Source organism: Phyllobacterium sp. OV277 (genome assembly GCF_900104355.1).
Lineage (GTDB): Bacteria > Pseudomonadota > Alphaproteobacteria > Rhizobiales > Rhizobiaceae > Phyllobacterium.
Genome location: NZ_FNIY01000001.1, coordinates 519,374 through 546,047, shown reverse-complemented (window position 1 = coordinate 546,047; position 26,674 = coordinate 519,374). Strand labels below are relative to the sequence as shown.

Sequence of the window (26,674 nt, the reverse complement as noted above, 5' to 3'; positions counted from 1 at the left end):
ATTTGATGGAACAGCCGCGTGCTTCCCAAACCATTGCAAGGGGCAGGAACTGGCTGCCGTTTCGTTCCATTGCCGGATGGAAACCATCTGATCTCAATGGCGATATCATTGCCGGTCTTACGCTGGCGGCTATCGCGATCCCCGAGCAGATGGCAACGGCACGGCTTGGCGGTTTTGCGCCTGAGATCGGCTTTTTTGCCTTCATCGCCGGTTCGCTGGCTTTTGCCATCTTTGGCGCAAGCCGGCATTTGTCTGCGGGTTCGGATTCTACCATCACACCGATCTTTGCCGGCAGTCTGGCGCTGCTTGCTGCCAGTGGGTCGCCGGAGTTTGGTCTGTTGGCTGCTGCGCTTGGTTTAATTGTTGGCCTGATCGTGGTGGCAAGCGGTATTTTCCGGCTTGGCTGGATCGCCGATCTTTTGTCGGTGCCCGTAACAACAGGTTTTCTTGCTGGTATCTCTGTCCACATTATCATTTCGCAATTGCCGGGGCTTTTGGGTATCTCCGCGCAATCGGGAGATGTCTTTCAGCGGATATCGGCAACGATTGCCAGTGCGCCGCAAATCAACGTCTACAGCGTGGCCCTCGGCGCTGGTGTGTTCCTGATTGTGTTGCTTTCCGAACGGATCAACGCGCGGATACCCGGTGCCTTGCTCGGGCTTGTTCTTTCAACCCTCGCGGTTGTGCTTTTTAACCTTGAGAGCTGCGGCGTTTCGGTGCTCGGTGCGCTTCCCAACAGCCTTCCGCAGATTTCTGTACCGGAGGTTGGTTTTGAGGAACTGCGGAACCTGCTTCCCCTCGCTCTGCTCGTCGCGGTGGTCGTGATGGTGCAAACGGCCGCAACAACGCGGTCTTTTGTCTCGAAAGATGGCGAAGCGCCTGATGTGAACCGCGATTTTATCGGGGTAGGGGCAGGCAGTATTCTTTCCGGACTTTTCGGTGCATTCCCTGTCAATGCCAGCCCGCCGCGCACAGCGATTGTTGCCGAAACCGGCGGTCGTTCGCAGGTCAGCGGATTGATTGCAGCGGCGATCGTTTTGGCACTGGTAGCATTTGGCGGCCAGTTGCTGGCGCGTGTGCCGCATGCGGCGTTGGCGGGCATTCTTCTCTTCGTGGCGCAGCGGATTATCCGCTGGCAGACCATTGGCGCTGTTTACCGCGAGGCGCGAGGCGAATTCGCGCTGATCCTCATCACCATGGCCGCCATTGTCGCATTGCCCATTGAGGCGGGTGTGACCATCGGCATTGGGCTTTCTCTGCTGCATGGTTTGTGGGCGGTGATGCGGGCCCGGCCCATTGAATTTGAAAAGGTGCCTGGCAGCTCCATCTGGTGGCCGCCCAGCGCAGCAAAGGGCGGTGAAAAGCTACCCGGCGTATTGGTTATCGCGTTTCAGGCGCCACTATCCTTTGTCAATGCGGATGATTTCAAGCGCGGCCTGTGTGAGACCATCGATGCCAACCGGACCGAGCTTAATCTGGTTGTGCTTGAGGCCAGCAGCATTATCGAGATCGACTACACCGCGTCACAGGCTCTCGCCGATGTGATCAGTTACTGCCAGACATCTGGTGTAAAATTTGCCATTGCGCGGCTGGAATCCGTGCGTGCGCAAGACGCCCTGTCACGGTTTGGGCTCATCTCTCTGATCGGATCGGATCATATATTTCATAGTGTCGACGATGCGATCAGGAAACTGGCGCCCAGCGCGGAGGAATGACGATGCAGATATCCGGAGCAAGAGAACCCATTGTAACGCCGGTTGCGATCAAGGATCTGCGGCCAACGCAGATAACGGTCGGCATGCGTGAAGTGGACGAGAAGCGCAAGAAATGGCGTCAGCAAAAGGGCGAGAAGGGCGGAAAATTTCTCGGCGAACACATGATCCCCGTGGTGCTGGGTCCTAACCGGCGCAACTATGTGATCGATCATCACCATCTTGCCCGTGCGCTCTATGAAGAGGGTGTGAAGCACATTCTGGTGACTGTCATCAGCGATCTTTCTTCGCTCGACAAGGATGCGTTTATGGTCGTTCTCGACAATCGCGGCTGGATGCATCCCTTTGATGAAGAAGGCAAGCGGCGCGACTATGGGGCAATCCCGAAAGCGATCAAGGACCTTGCCGATGATCCGTTCCGCAGTCTGGCGGGCGAATTGCGCCGCGCCGGTGGCTTTGCCAAGGACACAACACCATTCAGCGAGTTTCTCTGGGCGGATTTCCTGCGGCGCAGGATGAACCGCAAGAGTGTTGAAACGGATTTTGAAACCGCGCTCAACCGTGCGTTGAAGGAAGCCAAGGGCGATGATGCGGGTTATCTGCCGGGCTGGTGCGGGTCGGTTATTGATTAGGACAATGGGATTGCATTCGCGTGGTTTGTGGTTCGTGGTTCGACAAGCTCACCATGAGGGAGAGGGGTGATGAAAGGGAGCTAAACTCTGCAACCTTTGATCTGCAACCTTTTTGATCTGCAACGTTGGTGATTAGCGTTACAGCACCTCTCTCCCTCATGGTGAGCTTGTCGAACCACGCACAATAGTCCTGCAACACGGACCCTAACCCGCAGATTTCCCGGCAATCGCTATCTCCATACGATCAGCGGCAAAGCGGCTTACGGTATATTCAATCGGGTTGCCCTCCATATCCACATTGATCGCGGTTGATATCAGCACAATAGCGCCGGGCGACAGGCGCAGATGGCGCAAATCTTCCGCGTCGGCGTGACGGGCGGCGATGACGGTTGATTTGCGCAGGTAGTCATCGATACCGGCAGCGCGGAGTGCGGCGGTAATTGAACCGGAGGCCTGATAATCCTCAACGATATCGGGAAAGCGTGCCGCATCAAACCAGGTGGTGCCGCAGGAAACGGGGTTGCCGTCTGCCGTATGCATGGCATCCATCCTGATCACCTGACCAGCCACCATGCCAAGCGCTGCCGCCACATCCTCGGTTGGGTCTTCGATGCGATGACCGAGCAATATGCCCTTTGTCTCGCGCACCTGAGTCGACAGTATCTCGGAAAACCGCGTCCGCTCGCCGATGCGGTAAGTTAGCTTCTTGCTGTTGGCAACAAATGTGCCGCGACCCTGTTCAGCCCGCAGAACGCCCTCCTTGGTCAGGGCGGCAATGGCGCTGCGAATTGTGTGGCGATTGACCGAGAAACGCTCGGCCAGCGTCACCTCCGGCGGCAGTTTGGCACCGCTTGGCATTTTGCCCGCCGTAATATCACCACGGATTTGATCGGCGATCTGCCGCCAGATGGCAACACCACTATTGCGTGTGATGAATCGCGCGGTTTTCACGTTTTGTCATGCTCCTGTCATTGACGGGATTTATAGGTAGGTTTATTGTCTAGTTGTATAGATGAATAGACAAATCTGAGCGAGATGTCAATGATCAAAGAAAATAATCAGTCCACGGAAACCGGCAATGTGCCGGATCTGGAGCGCAAGGCCGCCATGGCCTTGCTGGCGCAGGCGACAGCGCCCGAAATAGCGGCCTTCTGGGCTGGGTGGGGTGACAAGCCCGATGTGGAAACTCTGCGCGGTCCGGAAACCGGCCTCGTGATGTTGCGTGGCCGTATCGGCGGCGGTGGCGCTCCGTTCAATCTGGGTGAGGCGACCGTAACCCGCGCCACGGTGCGGCTCGGCAATGGTGCCGTCGGGCATGCCTATGCGCTTGGTCGCCACCGGGAAAAGGTACGTCTTGCCGCTGTGTTCGACGCATTGTGGCAGCAGCCGGATTGCCGTGATGCGGTGGAGAAGGCGGTGCTTGCACCCATCGCCGAACGCCTTGAGCAGCAGCGCGCGCTGAAGCATGCGCAGACGGCTGCGACGAAAGTCGACTTTTTCACAATGGTACGGGGTGATGACTGATGCGTGTTGAAACACAGGTCTTTGAAGGCGGTTTCAGCGATAGCGTGCTGAATGCCCAAAATGTTTTCCGTGCGCTGATGGATGCCATGGCCAATCCCGGACGCATCGTTGATGTGAGCGATCTCACCACGCCGCCAGCGCCATTGACGCCGCTCGCAGCATCCATTGCCGCGACGCTGTTCGATCATGATGCAACGGTGTGGTGTGATCGCGCCATATCGGGTTCTGCCGCCGCTGTCGGTTGGCTCAAATTCCACACGGGCCTCGAACTGACTGGCGATACGGCGGAAGCGGATTTTGCCCTGATCAGCGATGTCAACGCGATGCCGTCGCTGGAATCTTTTTGCCGGGGAACGGCTGAATATCCTGATCGTTCGACCACGCTGATCCTGCAGATCGACAGTTTCGATGGGGCGGATGTCCTGACGCTCGAAGGGCCGGGGATCAAGGAAACACAGTCCTTCTCTCCAAGCCATCTGCCGAGAATGTTCCGGGACCAATGGGCTGCCAATCGTGCGGCTTTCCCACGCGGTGTTGATCTGGTGTTCGCCGCAAAGGGCGCGCTTGCAGCCTTGCCCCGCACCACCCGCATTACGAAAACGGAGGCTTGAGCCATGTATGTTGCAGTCAAAGGCGGTGAAGCCGCCATCCGCAATGCGCACAAGCTTCTCGCCGACCGCCGTCGCGGCGACCGGGACGTTCCTGCGATTGAACTGAACCAGATTGTCGAGCAGATGTCGCTGGCCGTTGACCGGGTGATGGCCGAAGGCTCGCTCTATGATCCGGAACTTGCCGCACTTGCCATCAAGCAGGCGCGGGGCGATCTGATCGAGGCGATCTTTCTGGTGCGCGCCTACCGGACGACCCTACAGCGTTTCGGTTATTCGACAGCGCTGGAAACATCAAAGATGCAGATTGAACGGCGCATTTCAGCAGCGTTCAAGGATTTGCCGGGTGGCCAGTTGCTGGGACCGACGTTCGACTACACCCATCGTCTGCTTGATCCGGAATTGGCGGAGGATGGCCCGGTTGACGCGCCCGAACAGCGTGACGAGCCGGAAGCATTTACCCCGCGTGTGACTGACATTCTCGGCCATGACGGCATGATCGAGGAAGATGGCGAAATGCCGGAAGGTTCGGTTGCCGGCGATTTGACTCGTGAGCCGCTGACTTTTCCGCTGGAACGGGATTTGCGCTTGCAGGCACTGGCGCGCGGTGATGAAGGCTTTCTGCTCGGATTGGCCTATTCGACCCAGCGCGGTTATGCCCGCAGTCACCCTTTTGCTGGTGAAATCCGCATTGGTGAAGTGGACATTGAGCTTGAAGTGGCGGAACTCGATTTCCCGCTGACGCTCGGCACCATCCGCGTCACCGAATGCCAGATGGTCAACCAGTTCAAGGGCTCCGCAAAGCAGCCGCCGCAGTTTACGCGCGGCTATGGTCTTGTTTTCGGCCAGAGTGAGCGCAAGGCCATGTCCATGGCTCTGTGTGATCGCGCTTTGCGGGCAAGGGAACTCGGCGAAGATATCACCGCTACGGCGCAGGACGAGGAATTCGTCATTTCCCACAGCGACAATGTGCAATCCACAGGGTTTGTCGAGCACCTGAAACTGCCGCACTACGTGGATTTTCAGGCGGAGCTTGATCTTATCCGCCGCATGCGCGCCGAACACGAGCGCAAGCATCAGACGGGCGAAGAAGCCAAAGAGGCAGCAGAATGACCGATCTAGCGACCTACAATTTTGCCTATCTGGACGAGCAGACGAAGCGGATGATCCGCCGCGCTATCCTCAAGGCCATTGCCATTCCCGGCTATCAGGTTCCTTTTGCCTCGCGCGAAATGCCCATGCCCTATGGCTGGGGCACTGGCGGTGTGCAGGTGACGGCAGCGGTGCTTGGCCCCGACGACACGTTGAAAGTGATCGATCAGGGCGCTGATGACACCACCAATGCCGTGTCGATCCGGGCGTTCTTCCAGAAGGTCGCCAATGTCCGCGTGACCACCAAGACCTCAGAAGCGACGATCATCCAGACGCGCCACCGTATCCCGGAAATGCAATTGCAGGCGGGACAGACGCTTGTCTATCAGGTGCCGATCCCCGAACCTCTGAGGTTTCTGGAGCCGCGCGAGACCGAAACGCGCAAGATGCATGCGCTCGAAGAATACGGCCTGATGCATGTCAAGCTTTACGAGGACATTGCCCGGCATGGCCATATCGCCACCACCTATGCCTATCCGGTGAAGGTTGAGGGGCGTTATGTGATGGACCCGTCGCCAACGCCAAAATTCGACAACCCCAAGATGCATATGTCTCCGGCATTGCAGCTTTTCGGGGCAGGGCGCGAGAAGCGCATCTATGCCATCCCGCCCTACACGGAAGTGGTCAGCCTTGATTTCGAGGATCATCCCTTTGAAATCCAGACTTTTTCCCAGCCCTGTGCCTTGTGCGGCGCCAAGGGCAGCTATCTGGACGAGGTCATTCTCGATGACAAGGGCGGCAGCATGTTCGTCTGTTCGGATACGGATTTTTGTGAAGATCGGCAGGCCAAGGGGCATCGCGGTGCACTTGCGCCAGAGGCCGGGACTGCGGAGGCAGCAGAATGAATATGAGCGACACACCCCTTTTAAAGGTCAAGGACCTGTCAAAATTTTACGGAAGCCGCATTGGCTGCCAGAATGTCTCGTTCGAGCTGTGGCCGGGTGAAGTGCTGGCGATTGTCGGTGAATCCGGTTCCGGCAAGACGACCCTGCTCAATTGCCTTGCCACACGGCTCGCCCCGTCGGCAGGCTCGGTGGAATACCGCATGCGCGATGGCCAGTTCCGCGATCTCTACCGTTTGAGTGAGGCGGAACGCCGGTTCCTCATGCGCACGGACTGGGGCTTTGTGCACCAGAACCCGGCGGATGGCCTGCGCATGACTGTTTCTGCCGGTGCAAACGTCGGCGAACGGTTGATGGCTATCGGTGACCGGCACTATGGCAATATCCGCGCCACGGCGACCGACTGGCTTGGCCGGGTGGAAATTGCCTCTGACCGTATCGATGACCAGCCGCGCGCCTTTTCCGGCGGCATGCGCCAGCGTCTGCAGATTGCACGCAATCTCGTGACCAACCCCCGGCTTGTGTTCATGGATGAACCAACCGGTGGCCTCGATGTTTCCGTGCAGGCGCGTCTGCTTGATCTTTTGCGCGGTTTGGTGAGTGATCTTGGGCTCGCGGCAATTGTGGTCACCCACGATCTCGCCGTGGCACGGCTGCTTTCACACCGAATGATGGTGATGAAGGATGGCCATATTGTCGAGACAGGTCTGACTGATCGGGTGCTTGATGACCCACAGGCGCCATACACCCAGCTTCTCGTTTCCTCCATTCTGCAGGTTTAACATCATGCCAACACCTCTTGTTGTTTCCGATGTCGCCAAAAGTTTCACCATGCATCTGCGCGACGGTATTCGTTTGCCCGTGGTGGCGAATGTCTCGTTTTCCATCAAGGCGGGCGAATGTGCCGTTCTCGGTGGTCCATCCGGAGCGGGCAAAAGCTCGATCCTGAAAATGGTCTATGGCAATTATGCCGTCGATCAGGGCCAGATCATCGTGCCCTATGGCGACCGCCTTGTTGATCTTGCGTCCGCCGATCCGCGCACGGTTCTCGGCGTGCGCCGCGATATGATCGGTTATGTCAGCCAGTTTCTGCGCACTGTGCCGCGCGTGTCGGCGCTTGATGTGGTTGCTGAACCGCTGGTGGCGCGTGGTGTTGATCGCAGGCAAGCCTGTGACAGGGCAGCTGTGTTGCTTGCAGGTTTGAACCTGCCGGAACGGCTCTGGTCGTTGCCGCCTGCAACCTTTTCCGGCGGTGAACAGCAACGCGTCAACATTGCGCGCGGTTTTATCACCGATCACCCGATCCTGCTTTTGGACGAACCGACGGCATCGCTCGATGCGAAAAACCGTGAAGTGGTGGTTTCCATGATCCGGGCCAAGAAAGAGGCAGGGACCGCCATGCTCGGCATTTTCCACGATGAGGATGTCCGCACGGCAGTGGCCGACAGGATTATCGACGTGACCGCATTCGCCGTGACCAGCGAGGCAGCATGACCCGGCTTTCCGAAACACCGCTTATTCATGCCACCGCCCATGTCGAGGATTGCGAACTTGGCCGCTATACGGAAATTTCCGAGCGTTGCCGGATCAGCGAAACGAGGCTCGATGATTATTCCTACATCATGCAGGACGGCGCGGTCTGGTGTGCCACGATAGGCAAATTTGCCAATATTGCCGCCAGTGTTCGCATCAACGCGACCAACCATCCGACCTGGCGCGCAACGCTGCACCACTTCACCTATCGGGCCAATGATTACTGGGATGATGCCGGGCCGGAAGAGGACTTTTTCGAATGGCGCCGCACCAATCAGGTGCGCATCGGCCATGATGTCTGGATTGGCCATGGCGCGACCGTTTTGCCGGGTGTTACGGTCGGCGATGGTGCGGTGATCGGGGCAGGGGCGGTCGTCTCACGCGATGTTGATCCCTATACGATTGTCGGGGGTGTTCCTGCGCGCAAAATCCGTGATCGTTTCGACCGGAAGATCGCCGAACGCCTGCAAACACTGGCGTGGTGGGACTGGGACCATGCACGCCTGCGTGGTGCTCTCGATGATTTTCGCGCTCTGGATATTGAGGCATTTCTCGAAAAACATTCGAGTTGAGTTTTGCTATCAACAGTTGTCACGTAAGTGCAACAAAAGTGCCATAGCACCTTCACAGTAGAGCTTTAGGACAGGGCAATACCAACAAGGATTGGCCTATGCTGAAGATTGAAAACGTGACACGTCGTTTTGGCAACAATATTGCCATCGACAATGTCAATGTTGAAATCCCGCAGGGGCAGATGGTTGGCGTCATCGGCCGTTCGGGCGCGGGCAAGTCGACATTGCTGCGCATGATCAATCGCCTGATCGACCCGTCGGAAGGGTCGATCATCTTTGATGGCAAGGATGTGGCGAAGCTGAACGGGTCGGCGCTGCGAAATTGGCAACGCGATTGCGCGATGATCTTTCAGCAGTTTAATCTTGTTCCCCGCCTTGATGTGCTGACCAATGTCCTCCTCGGACGCCTCAACCACCGATCCACCATCAAAAGTATTCTTGGCATTTTCTCACGGGAAGAACGTGCCATGGCAATCGCCGCGCTGGAGCGGCTCGATATTGCCAAAACCGCATTGCAGCGGGCCGGAACACTCTCCGGCGGACAACAGCAGCGCGTCGCCATTGCCCGTGCGCTCATGCAGAACCCCAAAGTTATTCTTGCTGATGAACCCATTGCTTCGCTCGATCCGCGTAATGCGCAGGTGGTGATGGAATCTTTGCGCGACATTAATGAGAAAGAGGGTCTGACCGTTATCACCAACCTGCACACGCTCGATACGGCGCGGCATTTCTGCGAGCGCATCATCGGCATGCAGGGTGGCAAAGTGGTTTTTGATGGAACACCTGATGACCTGACTGAGGCCGCCGCCCGCCGCATCTATGGTGCGGATGGCCTGAAGGACGCTTTTTCGGAAGCCATCACATCGACAAGCATTGCGCGTCAAGCGCCGACACCAATCCCCGAATTGGAGGCCATATTGGCCGCGCGTTAAGCGCAAACGGATCGGCTTGCCCACGTAACGGGCTCAAGTCACATAAAAAACTTTGAAGCTTTGACAGGAGAGATAGTCATGTTGCTTAGGAAAGCCCTTATGGGTGCGATTGCGATCAGCGCCATATTTACCGGCACAATGGCCCGCGCTGAAAACCTTGAAACGTTTCGTGTTGGTATCATTGGCGGCGAAAACGAAGCCGACCGTCTGCGCAACTACCAGTGCATCGTCGACAAGCTGCCGAAAGTTCTCGGCGTCAAGGACGTCAAGCTGTTCCCGGCGACGGATTATGATGGCGTCATCCAGGGCCTGCTCGGCGGCACCCTCGATTATGCGGAATTGGGCGCTTCTGGCTTTGCCAAGATCTACCTGACCAACCCGAACGCTGTTGAACCAATCCTGACCACCGTTCAGACCGATGGCGCGACCGGTTATTACTCCATCATGGTTGCCCGCAAGGACAGCGGCATCAAGACGCTTGCCGACATGAAGGGCAAGAAGCTTGGTTTTGCCGATCCGGATTCCACGTCCGGCTATCTCATTCCAGTGACCTCGCTGCCAAAAGACATCAAGACTTCGGTCAAGGACTATTTCTCCGAAACCGGCTTTGGCGGCGGTCATGAAAACCTCGTTCTGGCCGTCAAGGATGGCAAGTTCGATGCCGGTACGACATTCGGCTCCGGCGTTGGCAAGTTTGATGAAGGCTACACATCCGGCAATCTGCGCAAGATGGTCGACAAGGGCCTGATCGACATGAAGGATTTCGTCGAACTCTGGAAGTCGCCGCTGATCCCGAACGGTCCTATTGTTATCCGCACCTCGCTGGATTCGGGCCTGAAGTCCAAGTTCAAGGCATTCATGCTCGACCTGCCAAAGAGCGATCCAGCCTGCTTTGCTGCCACCATGGGCGGTGATTTCAAGAGCTACACTGAGGTGAACACCCAGTTCTATCAGCCCATCATCGACGCTCGCAAAGCGCAGATCGGCGGATAAGCCAGACACGCATCATCACGGCCGGTCCTTACGACTGGCCGTGATTTTGTTTGCTGGCACCTTGAAGGATTTGTGCAATGAGCAAAACCGCTTCCGCTGAGTTGTCACCCGACGGCATCCAGATCGAACGGCACTGGCAGGAGCTTGCCGGACGCCGCCGCGCCTATAGCTGGATTATCGCTATCGGGCTGCTGGTGACTATCGCCGGGTCCCTGTGGTTTGCCAATGAATCCAATGCCGGCAAGTTCTTTGATCGTTTGCCGCATCTTTTCGATTTTGCCGGGGATCTGATCCCGCGCGACGGCTGGGAAGTCTGGCGCGCCATGTTCGATCTGCCGTCGCCCTATTTCGATGGAAGCCTGAAATATGATTATCCGGAAGGCCGGGTTTATCTGTTTGGCGGCTTCTATATGCCCGAATATTTCTACAAGATGCTGGAGACGCTGAATATCGCGATCCTGGCGACGCTTGTGGGTTTTATCTTCGGTTTCATGATCTGCTTTCTGGCGGCCAAGAACCTCGTCAAAAACCGGTTCATCCGGTTTGCCGCGCGCCGCTATATGGAAATTTTGCGTGCCTTTCCCGAGATCGTCATTGCCGGTTTCTTTGCCGCGATCCTGTCGCTCGGGCCGATCCCGGCGATGTTTGCCGTGGGCATTCACACCATCGGTGCACTCGGTAAGCTGTTCTTCGAAGTGGTCGAGAACGCGGATATGAAGGCGGACGAGGGCTTGCGTGCTGTCGGTGCCAACTGGATCGAGCGCGTCGGCTTCGGCATCGTGCCGCAGGTCATGCCGAATTTCATGTCCTATGCGCTTCTGCGGCTTGAGATCAACGTGCGGGCATCGACCATCATCGGCGCTGTCGGTGGCGGTGGTATCGGTGAGGAGCTGCGCCTGTCTATCGGCCGTGGCCATCAGGCCAAGACGCTCGCAATCATCCTGCTTCTGTTCATCACCATCATTGCCGTGGACCAGTTTTCCGCATGGCTGCGCCGCCGCCTCGTTGGCGAGCAGGCCTTTGCCTTCGGCGGTTAGGAAATTCTTATGAACGCCATGACAGCCGATGCCATTGCCGATTTTGAGTTGCGGCATCCCGCCGTGTTTAATCCGCCATTCTGGCGGCGTTTTATGCCTCTGGTGATTGCAGCGGGGATTGTGCTCTATGTTTTCTACTGCTGGTGGTTCTTTTCCATCGGGACAGTGCTGGCGAGCGGCCAATGGCAGCGTGCCGAGCTTTATGCGCGCGATTGGGTGTCTTATGCGATCCGCACCACAGTTCGCCCGACGCCAACGGGAACAACTGTCAGCTATCCGCGCTTTTCTGAACTCGGCGACAACCCGAACCCAAGCTGGGTTGTCAAGGACGGCAACAATGTCACCATCGCATTCGGTCCAGACAAAAAGCTCGATATCAACGATCAGCGGGTCATCGCGACGCGTGGATCCGAGAGCCTGACAGTTCTCCTTGCAACCGATGGTGCCAAGCCGCAGGGACCATTGCCGGATTGGGCGACCCTCAAGGAAGATCAGGTCACCGTGACCTTCGGCTTTGCCGGGCAGGCGGATATTATTCCGCAACGCGTGGTGGTGAGCCGCCGGTTCCTCGGCTGGGCGAACTTTGTGTTCGATACGGCGTCGCCATTCTGGGGCAAGTCGTTCGGTGAAGTGACTTCCATGATCGTCAGCGGCGACCGCATCAAGCCCGAAATGTCGAATGCGGCGTTGGCCTTCGACAATATCTGGTTCAACTCGTCGTGGCAGCATGGCGATGTCTGGACAAAACTCCTGCAGACCATTGTCATGGCCTTTATGGGCACGCTCATGGCGTCACTGGTGGCGTTTCCGCTGGCCTTCATGGCGGCGCGCAACATCACGCCGAATTTCTTTGCCAACCAGATCACCAAGCGCTTCTTCGATTTCCTGCGTTCGGTGGATATGCTGATCTGGGCATTGTTCTTTACCCGGGCTTTCGGTCCCGGACCGCTTGCCGGTATTTCGGCGATTTTCTTCACCGACACCGGCACGCTCGGCAAGGTCTATTCGGAAACGCTTGAAAATATCGACGACAAGCAGCGCGAGGGCGTCAAATCCGTCGGTGCGTCGCCGGCCAATGTGCAGCGCTATGGTGTCATGCCGCAGGTGCTGCCGGTTTTTGCGAGCCAGGCGCTGTATTTCTGGGAGTCCAATACGCGCTCGGCCACTATTATCGGCGCGATGGGGGCGGGTGGTATCGGCCTCAAACTGTGGGAGGCCATGCGCACCAATACAAACTGGCACAATGTTGCCTATATGGTCGTCCTCATCCTTGCTGTGATATTCATTTTCGACGGCATATCGAACGCGCTGCGATCCCGTCTGGCCGGAAAGTCGCACCATTAATTCGTGACCTTCAAAGGCTTGTCATATTCGGGGCGTAACGCGAGACTGTTCCAGAGGAATCACCCATGCGCTATGCAATCTATTTCACGCCGCCATCGGCCGACCCGCTATTGAAAGTGGCGGCGAACTGGCTTGGCCGCAACGCCTTTACCGGGCAACCGGTCAGGCCGCCACAGATCCGCGATCTGGCGCATGAGCATTTTGCGCAATTGACCGAGTCCGCGCGCCGCTACGGTTTTCACGCGACCCTGAAGGCGCCGTTTCATCTGGCTGAAGGCATTGAAGAGCGCGAGCTTTTGTCGGCCATGATGCATTTTGCCTCGTCGATTGAGCCCGTGGAAATTCCAAAGCTGGTGATTGCCAATCTCGAAGGGTTTTTTGCGCTGGTTCCTGAAGAACCCGTTGAGCGGCTGAACCAACTGGCGAACGATGTCACCGTTGCCTTTGACCGTTTTCGTGCGCCGCCGAGCGAAGCCGAAGTTAAGCGCCGCAACCCGGAAAAACTGTCTCTGGCCCAGCGGCGCAATCTCGAACAATGGGGCTATCCCTATGTGTTTGAGGAATTCCGCTTCCATATGACGTTAACAGGCCCGGTTCCCGAGCGCGACAGGCCCAAAATCGAACGCATTTTGGGTGAATTCTTGGAACCAGTCCTCGAAGAACCAGTCGAAATCAATAATCTCGCTTTGTTTACGGAAGCCGAGCCGGGCTTTCCCTTTGAAATTCACTCGCTGCATCCGCTGGCCGGAACCAACCGTAGAAAGACTGCCTGATCATGTCCGCCGAATTGAGCCTGAACAATGCGCAAATCGTTCTCGAAAACGAGGTTATCACCGGATCGGTCCTGATCCGTGATGGCAAGATTGCCGATATCTCAACCGGCACAATTGCGGGCGGCGAGGATTTTGACGGCGATTATCTCATTCCCGGTCTCGTGGAATTGCATACGGATCATCTGGAGGGGCATTATGCACCGCGTCCGCGCGTGCGCTGGAACCCGATTGCCGCCGTGCTTGCCCATGATGCGCAGATTGCCACGTCAGGCATCACCACGGTTCTCGATGCGCTGCGGATCGGTCTTGACCGCGATGCGGATATGTCAGCCGAGGAAATCCGCAAGCTGGCCGATGCGATTGAAGACAGCGTGCAGCAGGACCGCTTGCGCGCCGACCATTATTTTCACTTGCGCTGCGAAGTATCGGAAGCCGATTGCCTCAATGGCTTTCACTTTTTCGATAATGACAGCCGCGTGCGGCTGGCATCGCTGATGGATCACGCTCCCGGCCAGCGCCAGTTCGTCAATCTCGAAACCTATGCCTACTACTATCAGCGCAAGCTGAAGCTTTCCGATGTGGAATTCGCTGTGTTCTGCGAAAAGCGCATGGAAGAATCTGCGCGTAACTCTGCACCCCAGCGCAAGGCGATTTCTGATATGTGCCGCGAGCGTGGCATTGTGCTGGCCAGCCATGATGACGCGACATCAGCCCATGTGGATGAAGCGATTGAGCAGGGCATTCATGTGGCTGAATTTCCAACGACTCTGGAAGCGGCTGCTGCTTCAAAAGCGGCGGGGCTCGCTGTGCTGATGGGGGCACCGAACGTTGTTCGTGGCGGCTCGCATTCGGGCAATGTTTCGGCTCGCGAATTGGTCGAACACGGCCACCTCGATATTCTGTCCTCGGATTATATTCCGTTCAGCCTGATCCAGTCGACCTTCTTCCTCAGTGAAGTTGTCGATGGCATCACCCTGCCCGACGCGGTGCGGCTGGTGACGAAAAATCCAGCCGAAGCTGTTGGTTTTGATGATCGCGGTGTTATCGACATTGGCAAGCGTGCCGATCTGGTCCGGGTTCGTGTTGATGAGCACATTCCCGTTGTGCGCACCGTTTGGCGCGAAGGCCGCCGGGTAGTCTGATGGCGGCGGCAACGATCGAACGCGCGCTCAATCCTGCCTCAGCCCCTTTGCGCAACGGCGTGTTTGTCGCGGTGGTCGGCCCAAGCGGTGCGGGCAAGGACACAATCATGGATTTCGCGCGGGAGGCGCTGCGCGGCCAACCGGATTTCCATTTCGTGCGCCGCGTGGTGACACGGCCATCGACTGTCGATGCAGAAGACCATGACAGCTTGAGCGAAGAGGCGTTTCTGACCGCGCAGCGGGAAGGGGCGTTCTGCCACTGCTGGGAAGCGCATGGCCTGCGTTATGGGCTGCCTGTTTCGGTAAACCTGCAGGTGGAACAGGGTACCGTTGCCATTGCCAATGTCTCGCGGGCAATTCTGCCTGCGTTGCGGGAGTCCTATGCCAATTTCATCGTGGTGCACATTACGGCCTCGCATGAGGTTCTGGCGCAGCGCCTTGCCGCGCGCGGGCGGGAAGGCGCTGAGGAAATCAAGCGTCGCCTGATGCGGGCGGCACCAAACCCTTGCGATCCATTGGATGCCGTGATGATCGATAATTCTGGTGTTGTCGCCAATGCCGGTGCTGCATTTGTTGCAGTTCTGAAGAAATCCGCTGCGTTTGCGGCTGTTTCGGAACAAATCTGAACTGAATTCAATTCATATATGCAGAAACCGGGAGCAAGCCCCCGGTTTTATTATGCTTTTGCGATTTGTTTAGAAATTGCGCTGGAAGCGCAGTGTGCCACCGAATGCATCGTCACTACCACCATGGGCAATTGAATCCGCCTTACGGTCGCCATCAAACTTGGTGTAGTTCAGTTCCGGTGTGATCACAAAGCCCGGAACGATTTCGTAGCCAACATTCAGAGCCGCAGCAATGGTGCCCTCGGATTCGTAGCCGATAAGACCATTGATCGTTGCCTTGTCAGAAACCTTGGCGGCAAGTCCGCCCCAGGCAGCCCAATCACCATGCCAAGGCGCAAGGAAGTTGCGCTTGACGCGGCTGTCGTCATAACCGGACTGATAGCCACCCATGAGGAAGGCAGAGAACGTATCGGTGAATTTGAGATCGAAGCGCAACTTGCCTGCGAATTCTTCGACGTTTGAGTCATAGCCACCAATTGCGCTGACGCCGCCCCAACCCTGTTCGAACTTCACACCTGCCATAAGATGCGGCAGGTAGTCATCGATAACATAATCGGAGTAACCTTCATTGACCGAGCCCTGTTCGGCAGCAATGATTGCAGAGATGCCATTGCCGGCAGCATAGGTATAGCTGACCTGATTGCTCGCCCAACTGTTGTAGTTGATCACATCATCATTGACGATATCGCCCGCATAATTGGTCCATGATCCGAAGATTTCATCGGCAACACCGATGCGGAAACCACCAAGCTCAATAAATGCCTGCGGAATGGAGCCGCCGCTGTTGACGCCGTCGGTATATTCGAAACGGGTCTGGATGTAAGAGCGCAGGGTGCCAAGCTCAGTTTCGGAACGGGCATCAAAGCGAATTTCCGTACGCAGATGCTTGTTCCATGTGTCGCGGTCCCCGCCATTATAAACATCATCGCCCGCTGATGCGTCGTAACGCAGATAGCCGCCAATCTTCAGGCAGGTTTCGGTACCGGGAATGTAGAAGAAGCCTTTGCCGTAAGCATCGCAAACGCGAACATACTCAACCGGTTCCGGTTCTGCGACAACGATAGCATCTGCCGCACGCGCGCCAGTAACTGCAACAAGTGCTGCAGCTGAACCGAAAAGAAAACCTTTGATGTTCATTTGGAAGCCTCCATTCAAATCAGTGAATCATTTCTAGGCCGGTTTTTATGATGACGTAAGACTGAAATAATGTCGAACCACCGGTTCGATAAAGCTTGTTGCGGTTTTATCACGCTACCGCATCCGGCTTTTATGCATCGGGTTTAACAAGCCAAATCCTCGGTTTGGTAGACAAAATCGGCATGGCGGATTATGAGGGGCGGCGTGATGTGCAAGAGGTGGGCAGGGCCGTTTGGCTGCCCCATGTTCGTTTTCATCAATCATGACTGGCGCCAATGGGTGTCAGATAACCAATCGAAAGAACTGAGACGTGGCGGAAACGGCTGAACAGGACAAGGGATATGGGCACAACCGCTTTGCTGTTGCACCGATGATCGACTGGACCGATCGCCACTGCCGGACACTGCACCGGCAGTTCACACGCCACGCCTTGCTCTATACGGAAATGATCGTTGCCGACGCCGCGATCCATGGCAATCGCGACCGGCTTCTGGGCTTTTCCAGTGATGAGCATCCTGTCGCGCTTCAGCTTGGCGGGTCCGATCCGGCGAAGCTGGCGGAAGCCGCGCGAGTGGGGGAAGCTTTTGGCTATCGCGAAATCAATCTGAACGTCGGCTGCCCGTCTGACCGCGTGCAATCCGGCACGTTCGGTGCCTGTTTGATGAAAACGCCGGGTCTGGTGGCGGACTGCGTGGCTGCCATGAAACAGTCGGTCTCCATTCCCGTGACGGTGAAATGCCGTATCGGCGTTGACGATCAGGATGTTGAACCCGCGCTTGATGATCTTGCGGGTGGCGTCTTCGCCGCTGGAGCGGATGCGCTGTGGGTCCATGCCCGCAAAGCCTGGCTCAAGGGACTGTCACCCAAAGAGAACCGGGATATTCCGCCGCTGGACTATGATCGCGTCTACCGCCTCAAGCGGCAAAACCCGAGTCAATTCATTGGGATCAATGGTGGTATTCAGACGCTCGATGAAGCGCTTCATCATCTGAATCATGTGGATGGGGTGATGCTTGGCCGTGCCGCCTATAACAATCCAATGATGCTGCTTGATGTGGATGCGGCGATTTATGGTGATGCGCCGCAAGCCGTGTCGATTGACGCGATCATCGATCATATGTGTGCCTATGCGGATAATCATATCCGTCAGGGTGGCCGCGTCTCCCATGTGGCACGCCATATGGTCGGGATGTTTCATGGTGCTGCCGGAGCGCGGCGCTGGCGCCAGATACTCTCCACCGAAGCAAACAAGCCGGATGCGGATAGCAGTGTTATCCGCCGCGCCTATGAGGCCGTGCAAACGGGGATGGCCGATCAGGCTGCCTGAGGCTTTGGCTAATCCGACAGGATCAGCCGGTCGCCGCGCACGGAAAATCCGTTCAAGGTGTTGAGGAAATTCATGCCGAGAAGGCTGCCATCCATGCGCCCATCCTGCGCCACCATGGCGCGGATATTGCGCCGCGTAATGGCACCGATCCTGATCTCATCCAATGTGACAATCGCCGCTGTGGTTGAGCCGTTGGCTGTCATGATCGGCGTTCGGTAGGACAGCTTATCCGGATCGAGCCCGGCGCGCTTTGCGTCATCATAGGACAGCACAATGGATGAGGCTCCCGTATCAACCATGAAGCCTATCGACGTGTTGTTTACCGAGCCATTGACCTCGAAATGACCGCTTTCAGCCTTGGCCAGGGTAACGGTCACGGCGCCATCGCCATCGCGGGCGGAAATCGGACTGCCGGGAATGAGGCCAGCCGTGATGCGGTGGCCGACATCCTGCAATTCGTAGCGATATTGATACCCCGCAACCAGTGCGAGCAAAATGATCAGCCACACGGCCATGTTGCGCAGGAAGTGGCTGAGCGGAATGCCGGAACCGAGAAGACCGGCGGCGAGCACGATGCCCCAGATGCTCATATAGGCAAAGCGCGCAAATTGATCATTGGCAAGGCCAAGCGTCGTGCCGCTGCCATTGTTGGCAATAAGGAGCAATACCGTTCCGGCCATGAGTGCAATGATTATCCAGAACAGCCGTGGCATCAGATACCCTGTTCTTTCTCGCGCGCCATACGGCCCCTGCGCGTTTCGCGGCGCGGGCGGCGTTCAATGGCTTCCATGCGGGCGGGGAGGCCAGCCATGACGGTGCGGCGTGTTTCAGGCGTCATCACCGACCAGGCACCGATTTCCTCACGCGTGCGCCCGCAACCGAAGCAGTAGCCGGTTTTCATATCGATGGCGCAGACGAGAATGCAGGGTGACTCGATGGTGCTCATATCCCAAATTTGGTGCGGTTAGAGTGTTATGACAAGCCCGAGCAAAAGGGAAGTTGTTGCCAGTTGCTGCATGGCGCCCAATGTATCCCCGGTTTGCCCACCTATTTTCTCGCGGCATAGGGCTGAAAACCCATAAAAGACCAATGCGGTCAGACATGCGGGAACAATCACGGCAAAAGGTCCTCCGGCTGCGCCATAGGCGATAGAAAACACAACCGCGCCGATGATGAGGGCAAAATTGGCGGCATTCGCCGTTGGCGTGCCCGCCCGGTCGGCGACGCCGCCTTCACGCGCTGAGGGCAGCATCTGCCAGAATTTGACCAGAACTGCGCGGCTTGCCGCTTCTGTTCCGGCGAGAATGGCGATGGAAGCGGCGGGGCTGAGCTCGGAAAGAATATCCATATAGAAGGCGATACGCATGAGAACCGAGATGATCAGCGCAAGTGTTCCATAGGAGCCGATGGCCGAATCCTTCATGATTTCAAGCCGCCGCTCGCGGGTTTTACCGCCATAAAAACCATCGGCCACGTCGGCGAGGCCATCCTCATGCAGCGCACCCGTCACGATGATCGATGCGGTTACCACAAGCAATGCCGTGACGAATTCAGGCAAATCGAGCACTGAGCCCGCAAGGATGACAATCGCCGAGGGCAGGGCGATCAGAATACCAGCCAGCGGAAAGCCGCGCACCGTGTCGTGCAGCGCGCCTTCGTAACCATCGAACCATTGCGGCGAAACCGGCCAGCGCGACAAAAAGGCCAATGCGCGCATCGTTTCCTTCACCAGATCCATGACATGTTCCCGTAAGCTGAGGGGCGCGACATTCAATGCCGTCCGATAGCCTTTGCGTTTCCTTCGCCAGAGCTTATAGGACGTGCATTGATAATTTGCCATGAAGACCTGGTTGCAAGGAATATCATGACCACTGGCCTGCCATTTGACGATTTCCGTACTCTGATTGAAACCCTGCCCGGACCGGATGAAGCCGCTGTTGCTGCGGTGCGCAAGCGCGATTCGACCTTGACCAAGCCACCAGGCGCCTTGGGGCGTATGGAAGAGATTGTCGAATGGCTGGCCGCATGGACCGGTCGTTCGCGTCCGCAGATAACGCGGCCACTGGTTGCGGTTTTCGCCGGTAATCATGGCGTGACCGCCAAGGGCGTTTCGCCCTATCCGTCATCGGTCACGGCACAGATGGTGGAGAATTTTGCCGCTGGCGGCGCAGCGATCAACCAGATTTGCATCGCCAATGATCTTGGCCTGAAAATTTTTGATCTCGCACTGGAATATCCGACCGCTGATATCACCGAAGAAGCGGCGATGGATGAAAAGACCTGCGCTGCCACCATGGCGTTTGGTATGGAATCCATTGCCGGTGGCACGGATCTTTTGTGCATTGGCGAGATGGGGATTGGTAATACGACCATTGCTGCGGCGATTTTCCATGGCCTTTATGGCGGAACAGCCGAGGAGTGGGTCGGTCCCGGCACCGGCGCAACCGGCGATGGCTTGACGCGCAAGGCCGATGCCGTGCGCACCGCCGTGGCATTGCACGCTTCGCATTTGAAAGACCCGCTGGAGCTGCTGCGCCGTCTGGGCGGGCGCGAGATTGCTGCCATGGTCGGCGCCATTCTAGCCACCCGTGTGGAAAAAATCCCGGTTATTATCGACGGCTATGTGGCAACTTCAGCTGCTGCAATCCTGCATGCGGCCAATCCTGAAGCCATCGACCATTGCCTGTTCGGCCATGTGTCAGCTGAGCCCGGCCATCGCAAGGCACTGGAAAAGCTTGGTAAAAAGCCATTGCTTGATCTTGGCATGCGGCTCGGCGAGGGCACCGGTGCAGCGCTTGCCGCCGGTATCGTCAAGGCGGCTGCGCTTTGCCACAGCGGCATGGCAACATTCGATCAGGCCGGTGTCAGCAACCGCGATTAGCGGCTGGCATCTGATCTGACCATTCAGCTTCTTGCTGGTCAGCTTTCAGGGGTGCGCTGGAACTTGCAGCCTTGACCCTGCATCGGAATGAACCCGGTGCAGGACGGCTGAAATAGACAGGCATTTTGCCCTGACGAGGAGTTTTTGACAGTGAAGACAGTCGAACTCCTCGGGGATTTGTCCTTGGTAGGTGAAGCATGACATGCGGAATGTGACCATATGCTGGGTACTGCAATGGCTGCATTCGACCAATTGTGTGGCGATCTGATGTGGCATGACCAAAACCCATCGTTTCCGGGGCTGGCGAGGTCTATTCCCGCCAGCCTGTTGATTTTGCGTTTCCCCTTAGAATCGTACAGTCAGATCGGCTTTGACGGCGTTATCATGGCTCTGGCTGGAAAACTGGCCGGTATAGCTGAGGCCAAGCGTGGTTGCCTTGCCGATACCAAAGTCCAGCCCGGCCTCGACGAGGGCTGTATCTGATGCAATGGGCAATCCATGGACCGGAAAAGCCTGACCGCCACTGGCAAAGGCCAATGAGGCTTCCGGTGTGGTATCACCAAAGGCATGCCGCCAACCCGCCATGCCATGAGCCGTGAGGACAGTCCCCTCGCTCAAGGCAAAGCGATGTGAGGCCCTGAGACCAAGGGTTGTGGTGGTCAGGTCAGTTGTATCAGATTGACCTGACAGAGCAGTCTTGCCACCTGTCTCGGTAAAGCCATCGGTTTTCAGATGCGTATAGGCGGCTGCCGCAAAGGGTTCGAGGGCGGCATAGGCCGTATCGATCCGGTAGGCGGCTTCACCGAACAACTGCACTGTGTTGGCCGAATAGTCTGCGGTGTTGCTGTCATTGATAGCGCCGAAGACGACCTTGCGGCGCGTATCAATCTGATGATGGGCAAGGCTGGTGCCAAGGCTTAAAGTCAGTGCATCCAGTCTGGTGCCGCCATAGACACCGACCTGATAGCTGTCGGCTGTGGCATGACCACGCGCCGTATTGACAGACGTATTGCCATAACCGGCCAAGAGACCAAAGCGCCATGTATCGGCAATCACCCCGTCAAACCCGGTGACGAAGCCGCCGGTATTGCGGCTATAGGCGGATGCATTGCTTGTCCCATCCGCATGGCTGCGTGAGCCATAGGCTTCACCCCAAAAGGCAGTGGTGGGAACAGCTGGCAGCAGCGGGACAAAGGCTTCGCCTGCGGCTTTGCTGCCCTTCTTTGCATCAGGACCATAGGCCAGAACCGGCGCTGATGTTTTGCCACCTGCCATATTGCCAAAGGCGGCACGGATGCGATTGGCAGCCGCATCGCGCACAAAGCGGCTGTCCTCAACAAGCACAGCTTGCAGTGAAGCATGCACTTCACCTGACAGGGCGTCGTAATCAAATATCTCGCCCGCTTTGGAGAACAGAACCGTATTAAACAGAGAATTGCCCATTCCCTGCGATCGAATACCACTCCATACACTGTTCTGGTTGTGGGTGATCGCGTCAAAAGGAAAGAAGGTTCTTGCCTTTTCTGTCAGAAGAGCTGCCTCCAGCCGTTCGACTTCTCGTTGGGCCGCCGCCGCTTTTTTTGTGTCCTCGGCCCGCGCTCCTACTCGCTCTCGTTCAGCTTCTATATCCGCTTCTTGCTTGACTGCAACAAGCCCCTTTGCTCGCTCGACCTGTGCGAGGTCCACACCCTGCTGCTCTAGCCTTTCCTGTTCTCGCTTGACGGCAGCCAACTGCTCGGCAAGCTTCCGTGCCGCCTCATCCTTTGCGGTCTGCGTAAAATCAAAGCGCAGATAAACAGTATTTGCCTGACCATAGTCCAATAAGGGGCTGATATAGTTGAACAACACCTTCTGGTCGAGGCCAGCAAATTGGCCGGTGATCGTTCCGGCTCTCAGGATATCGTAGCCCTTGCCGAAAAGAGCCTTTGTCTCCTTCTCGTCAAGCTGGGCTGCGCTGTCTTCCATACCCACCAGCACGGTACCGCCCAGTAAGGATGCCTTGCCGCCAATCAGCAGTTTGTCTGATTTGTCCATAGTCCGGGCAATCTCGACGTCATAGAAACTACCAGCATGAAAGGTCGCGTCATTGTCAACATGCAGTGTGCCGACATGCAATGTGCCGACGGAATTGCCGGGAGACACCGTACCGTCCGCATGCACCGCGAGACTGTCTATCGTTCCAACGCCGGCGAGCGTGCCGTCCGCGTTGACAATAGTTGCACCGCTTGTTCCATCAACCGAGGCAAAACCGCCATTGAGGGTAACAGCGCCGGTGACACCCGGAGCCTTGACTTTCAATATCCCACCGGAATTTGCGGTCACTGAGGCTACCCTGCCATCGACGGTCAAAAGTCCGGTATCATTAATGGTGGACGCCGAAACGATCGAACCGCCCGCGCTAATGCCAAGCTCACCGCCGTTGACAATGGTATCACCGCGATAGGTGTTCTTCCCCGTCAACCACAATGATCCGGCACCGGATTTCGTCAATCCGCCGAGATAGGCGGATGGATCGGAGAGCTTCTTGGTGAGGTAGGGAACTCGGCTTTCTTCTATAAAATCATATTCCGAAAGACCTACAGTAATCCGCTCCTGCAATATTCTTTTTGCCTCCTCGATATCGGCATTGGAAATTGAAAAAGAAGACGGGCTCAAAAGTTTAGCCAATCCATCGACCAGTCTGTCTTTATTCCTAACTGCGCTTTCGGCATCGTCACCGGAGGCCCGTGTTAAGATATCGCTAAAGGTTAGAGATTCGGGTGTATGCTGGTTCAGGAAGCGGGAAAACAATCCGTTCGCCCGATCATTTTCTCGAACAGCTTTGAGTTCTTTCTCAAAACTATGGGCCGCAATCGCACTCTGTAGTGATCTCAGTAGTTCTAACGCAGCGGCGGACTGAGGATCAATTGCTGTTTGCAATCCTGTTTCGGCAAATTCGACCAATCCTTTTTTTAGTCTGTCTCTATTCCTAACTGCTTTTTCGGCATCGTCACCGGAGGCCCGTGTTAAGATATCGCTAAAGGTTAGAGATTCGGGTGTATGCTGGTTCAGGAAGCGGGAAAACAATCCGTTCGCCCGATCATTTTCTCGAACAGCTTTGAGTTCTTTCTCAAAACTATGGGCCGCAATCGCACTCTGTAGTGATTTCAGTAGTTCTAACGCACCGGCGGACTGAGGCTCAATTGCTGTTTGCAAATCTACAGCAATAAATTTTGTCAATCCATCGCCAAATTTTCCAGCATAAGTAACTGCGTCGTTATCATTCGGATTGGAAGCCCATTTCAGGTAGGTGTTGAAATTTATTGCATCGGAGGGATACGATTTCAGAAACTGTGAAAACAATCCATTCGCCAGATCATTTTCTCGAATAGCTTTGAGTTCTTTCTCAAATTTGCCTGTTGCAACCGCACCCTGCAGTGATTTGAATAGTTCCACCACTTCGCTAGGGTGTGTCTGAATGCCGGTTTGCAAGGACGCGTGGTTAAACCCCGCTAGTCCATCGCTCAGTTTGCCAGCATACAAAACCGCGTCCTGATCTTTCGGATTGGAAGCCCATTTCAGGTAGGTGTTGAAATTTATTGCATCGGAGGGATACGATTTCAAAAAACGTGAGAACAATGCGCTAGCCACGTTATTTTCTAGGATCGCACCAACCTCTTTCTCAAACTTACCAGTTGAAATCGCGCCGTGCAGTGATTTGAGTAGGTCTGCAGCGCGGCTGGACTGATTTTCAATCATTGTTTTCGATTGTGCCTCAGTTTGGCTCGCGAACAGATGCTTTGCGCCTTTCTCCTGATTCCACTTAGCAATTTCTCCAGCGTCTTCCAACTTGCGCTGATTAAGTGCGTCCTGCGAGATGTCATTGCTCCATGTGCCGCTTTTACCTAGGCCAAGATTGGCTTCAAACCGCCCAAGGAATTGACCCGGACCATTAAGGGCCTTGTTCAAATCAAGTGCGCCCCAACCAAAAGTAGAATCGACCCCGGTCGCCCCCAGATCTCTTGCTGTTGTCAGCATTATATCTCGAATTTGGGCGGTCGTTAGAAATGGATAACGCTCAGCGAGTAGTCCGAGCGCTCCGGTCACATGAGGCGCAGCCATGGATGTGCCGCTTTGCTCTTTGTATGCGCTCTTCAAATGATCAGGATCACCTGTCACAACTGCGGAAAGGATATCTGTCCCAGGAGCGGAAAGGCACCAATATTTGGTGTAGCCGCAAATGTTGGAAGACTCACTAAGATCATCATTTTTCTGCAAATTGGCAACGGTAACAAAATGCTTTTCAATTTCCGGACTTGGCCTGAAGTAGGGTAACCCGTTGAGAACGCTTGGATGAGAGCGTGCTTCGTTGCCCGCAGCGAAAACCAAAATAACACCCGCTTTGGTCGCGCGCTCCGCGGTGTCAAGATTCGCGCGGGTCTTAGCTGTGGTATATTGATGAATGACATCCGGCAATGGCCAAGGTGCCCTACCTGTAGCAGGGTCAATTGACCAACTGTTGTTAATCGCAATGGCGCCGGATGCGATTAGCTGATTTATCTCGACTGCGTAGATATCTGGGTCTAGTGCATCAATCGGACCTACACTGGGGCCAAGACCTATTCCATTGGATGCATAAAGTGTGGATCCCCAAGCGACACCCAACATGCCTTTATCGGAATAATCCTGCTGGGCTGCAACTATCGCGCCTGTGTGAGTACCGTGATCTTTAATTTCATAGCCATCCAATGGATTATCAATATTCTTCAACCCGTAAAATGGCATTCCGCCATCAATTGCGAGGAGCATTCCTTTCTTGCTGGCAGCGTCATTGGGATTGTGGATATCATCCATTGTGCGGATGGCCCTCGTAATCAGTGGGATCAGCTTGCCTGGTTTCGAAAATTCGGGGTGATATTTATAGGTGCCTTCATCAATGATTCCGAGTTTGATGTCTTTGCCTGAAAAACCATGCGCATAGGCGCTTTCAGCATGGATCGCTTTCAATCCCCAGTTACCTTGAAACTCTTTGTCAGCTAGCCAACTTCTCTTGGCAGCTTCATAATCGCTAGTACGTGTGCCATCAGCATTAAAATACTTGCTCGGGACCTGCTGCGCATGCGCGCTCGGTCCAGCACCTGCAATAATCAACCCGGCGCAAACGCTGCTCATCAAATGCTTGCGAAAAATGGAAAGGCGAATAGTCCGTGCGGAAAAGCCCGCATCTGTGGCGTGAAAAGACATGAAATATGGTTCCCATTATAAATTTTTTAAAATGTAAAATCAAAAAAAGCAGGCAATGAATATCGGCTCATAAATTTGCAAATGCGCGGGATAGTCAAGTGCAACATAAGTATGAGGCAGTCTTGGAGCAGATCGGTGGCTTTGCCGGCACTTTGTGATAAGTGCCGGCAAAGCGATAGCCAGTTAGAATTCCTTACCGATCCTGGCATCAACCGAATAATTGCTGGCGCCGCGGATGACGAAGAAGAACAAGATTGCCGCCCAGAGGATGGATTTTTCCGAGCCGTCCCAGCCCTGACCCTTTGCGATCCAGTGGAAATAGACGGTAACAAGGAGGACGATGGTGGTGGCGAAGGCGGCCGGGCGGGTCAGGAGCCCAAGGACCAGCAGAATGCCGCCGAAGAATTCTGTTGCGGCGAGAAGCGGCGACCAGAACACACCGGGATAAAAGCCCAGTCCTTCGACCATTTCGATAGCGCCGAACGGATTGGCGATCTTGCCGGAGCCGTGCAGGACCAGCGCGCCCCCGGCGATGACCCGCAGCAGTGTTTCAGAAAATTGCGCCAGACCAGTGTAGATGCCGCCAAGAGCAGGAATGATCAGCGGACGGTTGTTGCCATTTGCGTTCATAAAATTTCCCCATGTGAACGTGTTGCACATGGCAGCAATGGACAGGTGCTAAAT

At 55.9% G+C, this 26,674-nt stretch carries 25 protein-coding genes; 18 read left to right on the top strand and 7 right to left on the bottom strand.

Translation table 11 applies throughout. From position 1 onward, the window contains the following. Positions 1-5 precede the first annotated feature (5 nt). On the top strand, positions 6-1,715 hold the full coding sequence (locus BLU05_RS02770) for a SulP family inorganic anion transporter (RefSeq protein WP_091877680.1): 1,710 nt from the start codon (positions 6-8) through the stop codon (positions 1,713-1,715). Positions 1,716-1,723: 8 nt separating this feature from the next. After that, positions 1,724-2,344 (top strand): ParB-like protein, encoded by a 621-nt coding sequence (locus tag BLU05_RS02765; protein WP_091878447.1) that lies wholly within the window; start codon positions 1,724-1,726, stop codon positions 2,342-2,344. A 204-nt stretch (positions 2,345-2,548) separates the two neighbouring features. Here BLU05_RS02765 and phnF read toward each other — a convergent pair whose 3' ends face one another. After that, positions 2,549-3,295 (bottom strand): phosphonate metabolism transcriptional regulator PhnF, encoded by a 747-nt coding sequence (gene phnF, locus BLU05_RS02760; RefSeq protein ID WP_091877679.1) that lies wholly within the window; start codon positions 3,293-3,295, stop codon positions 2,549-2,551. Positions 3,296-3,385: 90 nt separating this feature from the next. Here phnF and phnG point away from each other — a divergent pair, with 90 nt between their 5' ends. From phnG to phnN, 14 genes are all read left to right on the top strand, one after another. Next, complete coding sequence (phnG, locus tag BLU05_RS02755) at positions 3,386-3,868, top strand: phosphonate C-P lyase system protein PhnG (protein WP_227988094.1); 483 nt, start codon at positions 3,386-3,388, stop codon at positions 3,866-3,868. After that, the gene (gene phnH / locus BLU05_RS02750) at positions 3,868-4,479 is read left to right on the top strand and encodes a phosphonate C-P lyase system protein PhnH (protein ID WP_091877677.1); all 612 of its coding nucleotides are present in this window, start codon (positions 3,868-3,870) and stop codon (positions 4,477-4,479) included. The genes phnG and phnH overlap by 1 nt, the downstream gene beginning before the upstream one ends. A gap of 3 nt (positions 4,480-4,482) precedes the next feature. After that, entirely contained in the window at positions 4,483-5,589 is a 1,107-nt protein-coding gene (locus BLU05_RS02745; RefSeq protein ID WP_091877676.1) for a carbon-phosphorus lyase complex subunit, read from the top strand. After that, the gene (locus BLU05_RS02740; protein WP_091877675.1) at positions 5,586-6,473 is read left to right on the top strand and encodes an alpha-D-ribose 1-methylphosphonate 5-phosphate C-P-lyase PhnJ; all 888 of its coding nucleotides are present in this window, start codon (positions 5,586-5,588) and stop codon (positions 6,471-6,473) included. The genes BLU05_RS02745 and BLU05_RS02740 overlap by 4 nt, the downstream gene beginning before the upstream one ends. A 2-nt stretch (positions 6,474-6,475) precedes the next feature. Next, positions 6,476-7,252: a phosphonate C-P lyase system protein PhnK gene (gene phnK, locus BLU05_RS02735; protein ID WP_091877674.1), complete on the top strand. Its 777-nt coding sequence runs from the start codon at positions 6,476-6,478 to the stop codon at positions 7,250-7,252. Between the two features lie 4 nt (positions 7,253-7,256). Then, positions 7,257-7,964 carry a phosphonate C-P lyase system protein PhnL gene (phnL, locus tag BLU05_RS02730; RefSeq protein ID WP_091877673.1) on the top strand — a complete coding sequence of 236 codons (708 nt, stop codon included), beginning with the start codon at positions 7,257-7,259 and terminating at the stop codon, positions 7,962-7,964. Beyond that, positions 7,961-8,575 (top strand): DapH/DapD/GlmU-related protein, encoded by a 615-nt coding sequence (locus BLU05_RS02725; RefSeq protein ID WP_091877672.1) that lies wholly within the window; start codon positions 7,961-7,963, stop codon positions 8,573-8,575. Before phnL ends, BLU05_RS02725 begins: the two co-directional genes overlap by 4 nt. A 98-nt stretch (positions 8,576-8,673) precedes the next feature. Further along, on the top strand, positions 8,674-9,507 hold the full coding sequence (gene phnC, locus BLU05_RS02720) for a phosphonate ABC transporter ATP-binding protein (RefSeq protein ID WP_091877671.1): 834 nt from the start codon (positions 8,674-8,676) through the stop codon (positions 9,505-9,507). An 81-nt stretch (positions 9,508-9,588) separates the two neighbouring features. Then, positions 9,589-10,500, top strand: coding sequence for a phosphonate ABC transporter substrate-binding protein (gene phnD / locus BLU05_RS02715; protein WP_091878445.1), 912 nt, complete (start codon positions 9,589-9,591; stop codon positions 10,498-10,500). Between the two features lie 77 nt (positions 10,501-10,577). Continuing rightward, positions 10,578-11,537, top strand: coding sequence for a phosphonate ABC transporter, permease protein PhnE (phnE, locus tag BLU05_RS02710; protein WP_091877670.1), 960 nt, complete (start codon positions 10,578-10,580; stop codon positions 11,535-11,537). A gap of 9 nt (positions 11,538-11,546) precedes the next feature. Next, positions 11,547-12,881 (top strand): phosphonate ABC transporter, permease protein PhnE, encoded by a 1,335-nt coding sequence (phnE, locus tag BLU05_RS02705; RefSeq protein WP_091877669.1) that lies wholly within the window; start codon positions 11,547-11,549, stop codon positions 12,879-12,881. Positions 12,882-12,946: 65 nt separating this feature from the next. Beyond that, the gene (locus BLU05_RS02700; protein WP_091877668.1) at positions 12,947-13,654 is read left to right on the top strand and encodes a DUF1045 domain-containing protein; all 708 of its coding nucleotides are present in this window, start codon (positions 12,947-12,949) and stop codon (positions 13,652-13,654) included. A gap of 2 nt (positions 13,655-13,656) precedes the next feature. After that, positions 13,657-14,796 (top strand): alpha-D-ribose 1-methylphosphonate 5-triphosphate diphosphatase, encoded by a 1,140-nt coding sequence (locus tag BLU05_RS02695; RefSeq protein ID WP_091877667.1) that lies wholly within the window; start codon positions 13,657-13,659, stop codon positions 14,794-14,796. Further along, the gene (phnN, locus tag BLU05_RS02690; RefSeq protein WP_348271751.1) at positions 14,796-15,422 is read left to right on the top strand and encodes a phosphonate metabolism protein/1,5-bisphosphokinase (PRPP-forming) PhnN; all 627 of its coding nucleotides are present in this window, start codon (positions 14,796-14,798) and stop codon (positions 15,420-15,422) included. Before BLU05_RS02695 ends, phnN begins: the two co-directional genes overlap by 1 nt. Before the next feature lie 69 nt (positions 15,423-15,491). On the opposite strand, the gene BLU05_RS02685 is transcribed toward phnN, so the two are convergent. After that, entirely contained in the window at positions 15,492-16,559 is a 1,068-nt protein-coding gene (locus tag BLU05_RS02685) for a porin (protein ID WP_091877666.1), read from the bottom strand. A gap of 310 nt (positions 16,560-16,869) precedes the next feature. Here BLU05_RS02685 and dusA point away from each other — a divergent pair, with 310 nt between their 5' ends. Next, positions 16,870-17,886, top strand: coding sequence for a tRNA dihydrouridine(20/20a) synthase DusA (dusA, locus tag BLU05_RS02680; protein WP_091877665.1), 1,017 nt, complete (start codon positions 16,870-16,872; stop codon positions 17,884-17,886). A gap of 8 nt (positions 17,887-17,894) precedes the next feature. Here the strand turns inward: dusA and BLU05_RS02675 are convergent, their stop codons facing one another. From BLU05_RS02675 to cobS, 3 genes are read right to left on the bottom strand one after another with little or no spacing between them, the layout of a single operon-like run. Further along, on the bottom strand, positions 17,895-18,599 hold the full coding sequence (locus BLU05_RS02675; RefSeq protein ID WP_091877664.1) for a retropepsin-like aspartic protease family protein: 705 nt from the start codon (positions 18,597-18,599) through the stop codon (positions 17,895-17,897). Then, a complete protein-coding gene (locus BLU05_RS02670; protein WP_091877663.1) occupies positions 18,599-18,832 on the bottom strand; it encodes a DUF1289 domain-containing protein in 234 nt (77 codons plus the stop codon). Before BLU05_RS02670 ends, BLU05_RS02675 begins: the two co-directional genes overlap by 1 nt. 18 nt (positions 18,833-18,850) lie before the next feature. Further along, the gene (gene cobS, locus BLU05_RS02665; protein ID WP_175540506.1) at positions 18,851-19,624 is read right to left on the bottom strand and encodes an adenosylcobinamide-GDP ribazoletransferase; all 774 of its coding nucleotides are present in this window, start codon (positions 19,622-19,624) and stop codon (positions 18,851-18,853) included. A gap of 123 nt (positions 19,625-19,747) precedes the next feature. Here cobS and cobT point away from each other — a divergent pair, with 123 nt between their 5' ends. Further along, positions 19,748-20,767 carry a nicotinate-nucleotide--dimethylbenzimidazole phosphoribosyltransferase gene (gene cobT / locus BLU05_RS02660; protein WP_091878441.1) on the top strand — a complete coding sequence of 340 codons (1,020 nt, stop codon included), beginning with the start codon at positions 19,748-19,750 and terminating at the stop codon, positions 20,765-20,767. A gap of 345 nt (positions 20,768-21,112) precedes the next feature. On the opposite strand, the gene BLU05_RS02655 is transcribed toward cobT, so the two are convergent. Beyond that, complete coding sequence (locus BLU05_RS02655; protein ID WP_091877661.1) at positions 21,113-25,990, bottom strand: autotransporter domain-containing protein; 4,878 nt, start codon at positions 25,988-25,990, stop codon at positions 21,113-21,115. A 183-nt stretch (positions 25,991-26,173) separates the two neighbouring features. Further along, positions 26,174-26,620, bottom strand: a complete 447-nt coding sequence (locus tag BLU05_RS02650) for a DoxX family protein (protein WP_091877660.1) — start codon at positions 26,618-26,620, stop codon at positions 26,174-26,176. Positions 26,621-26,674 lie beyond the last annotated feature (54 nt).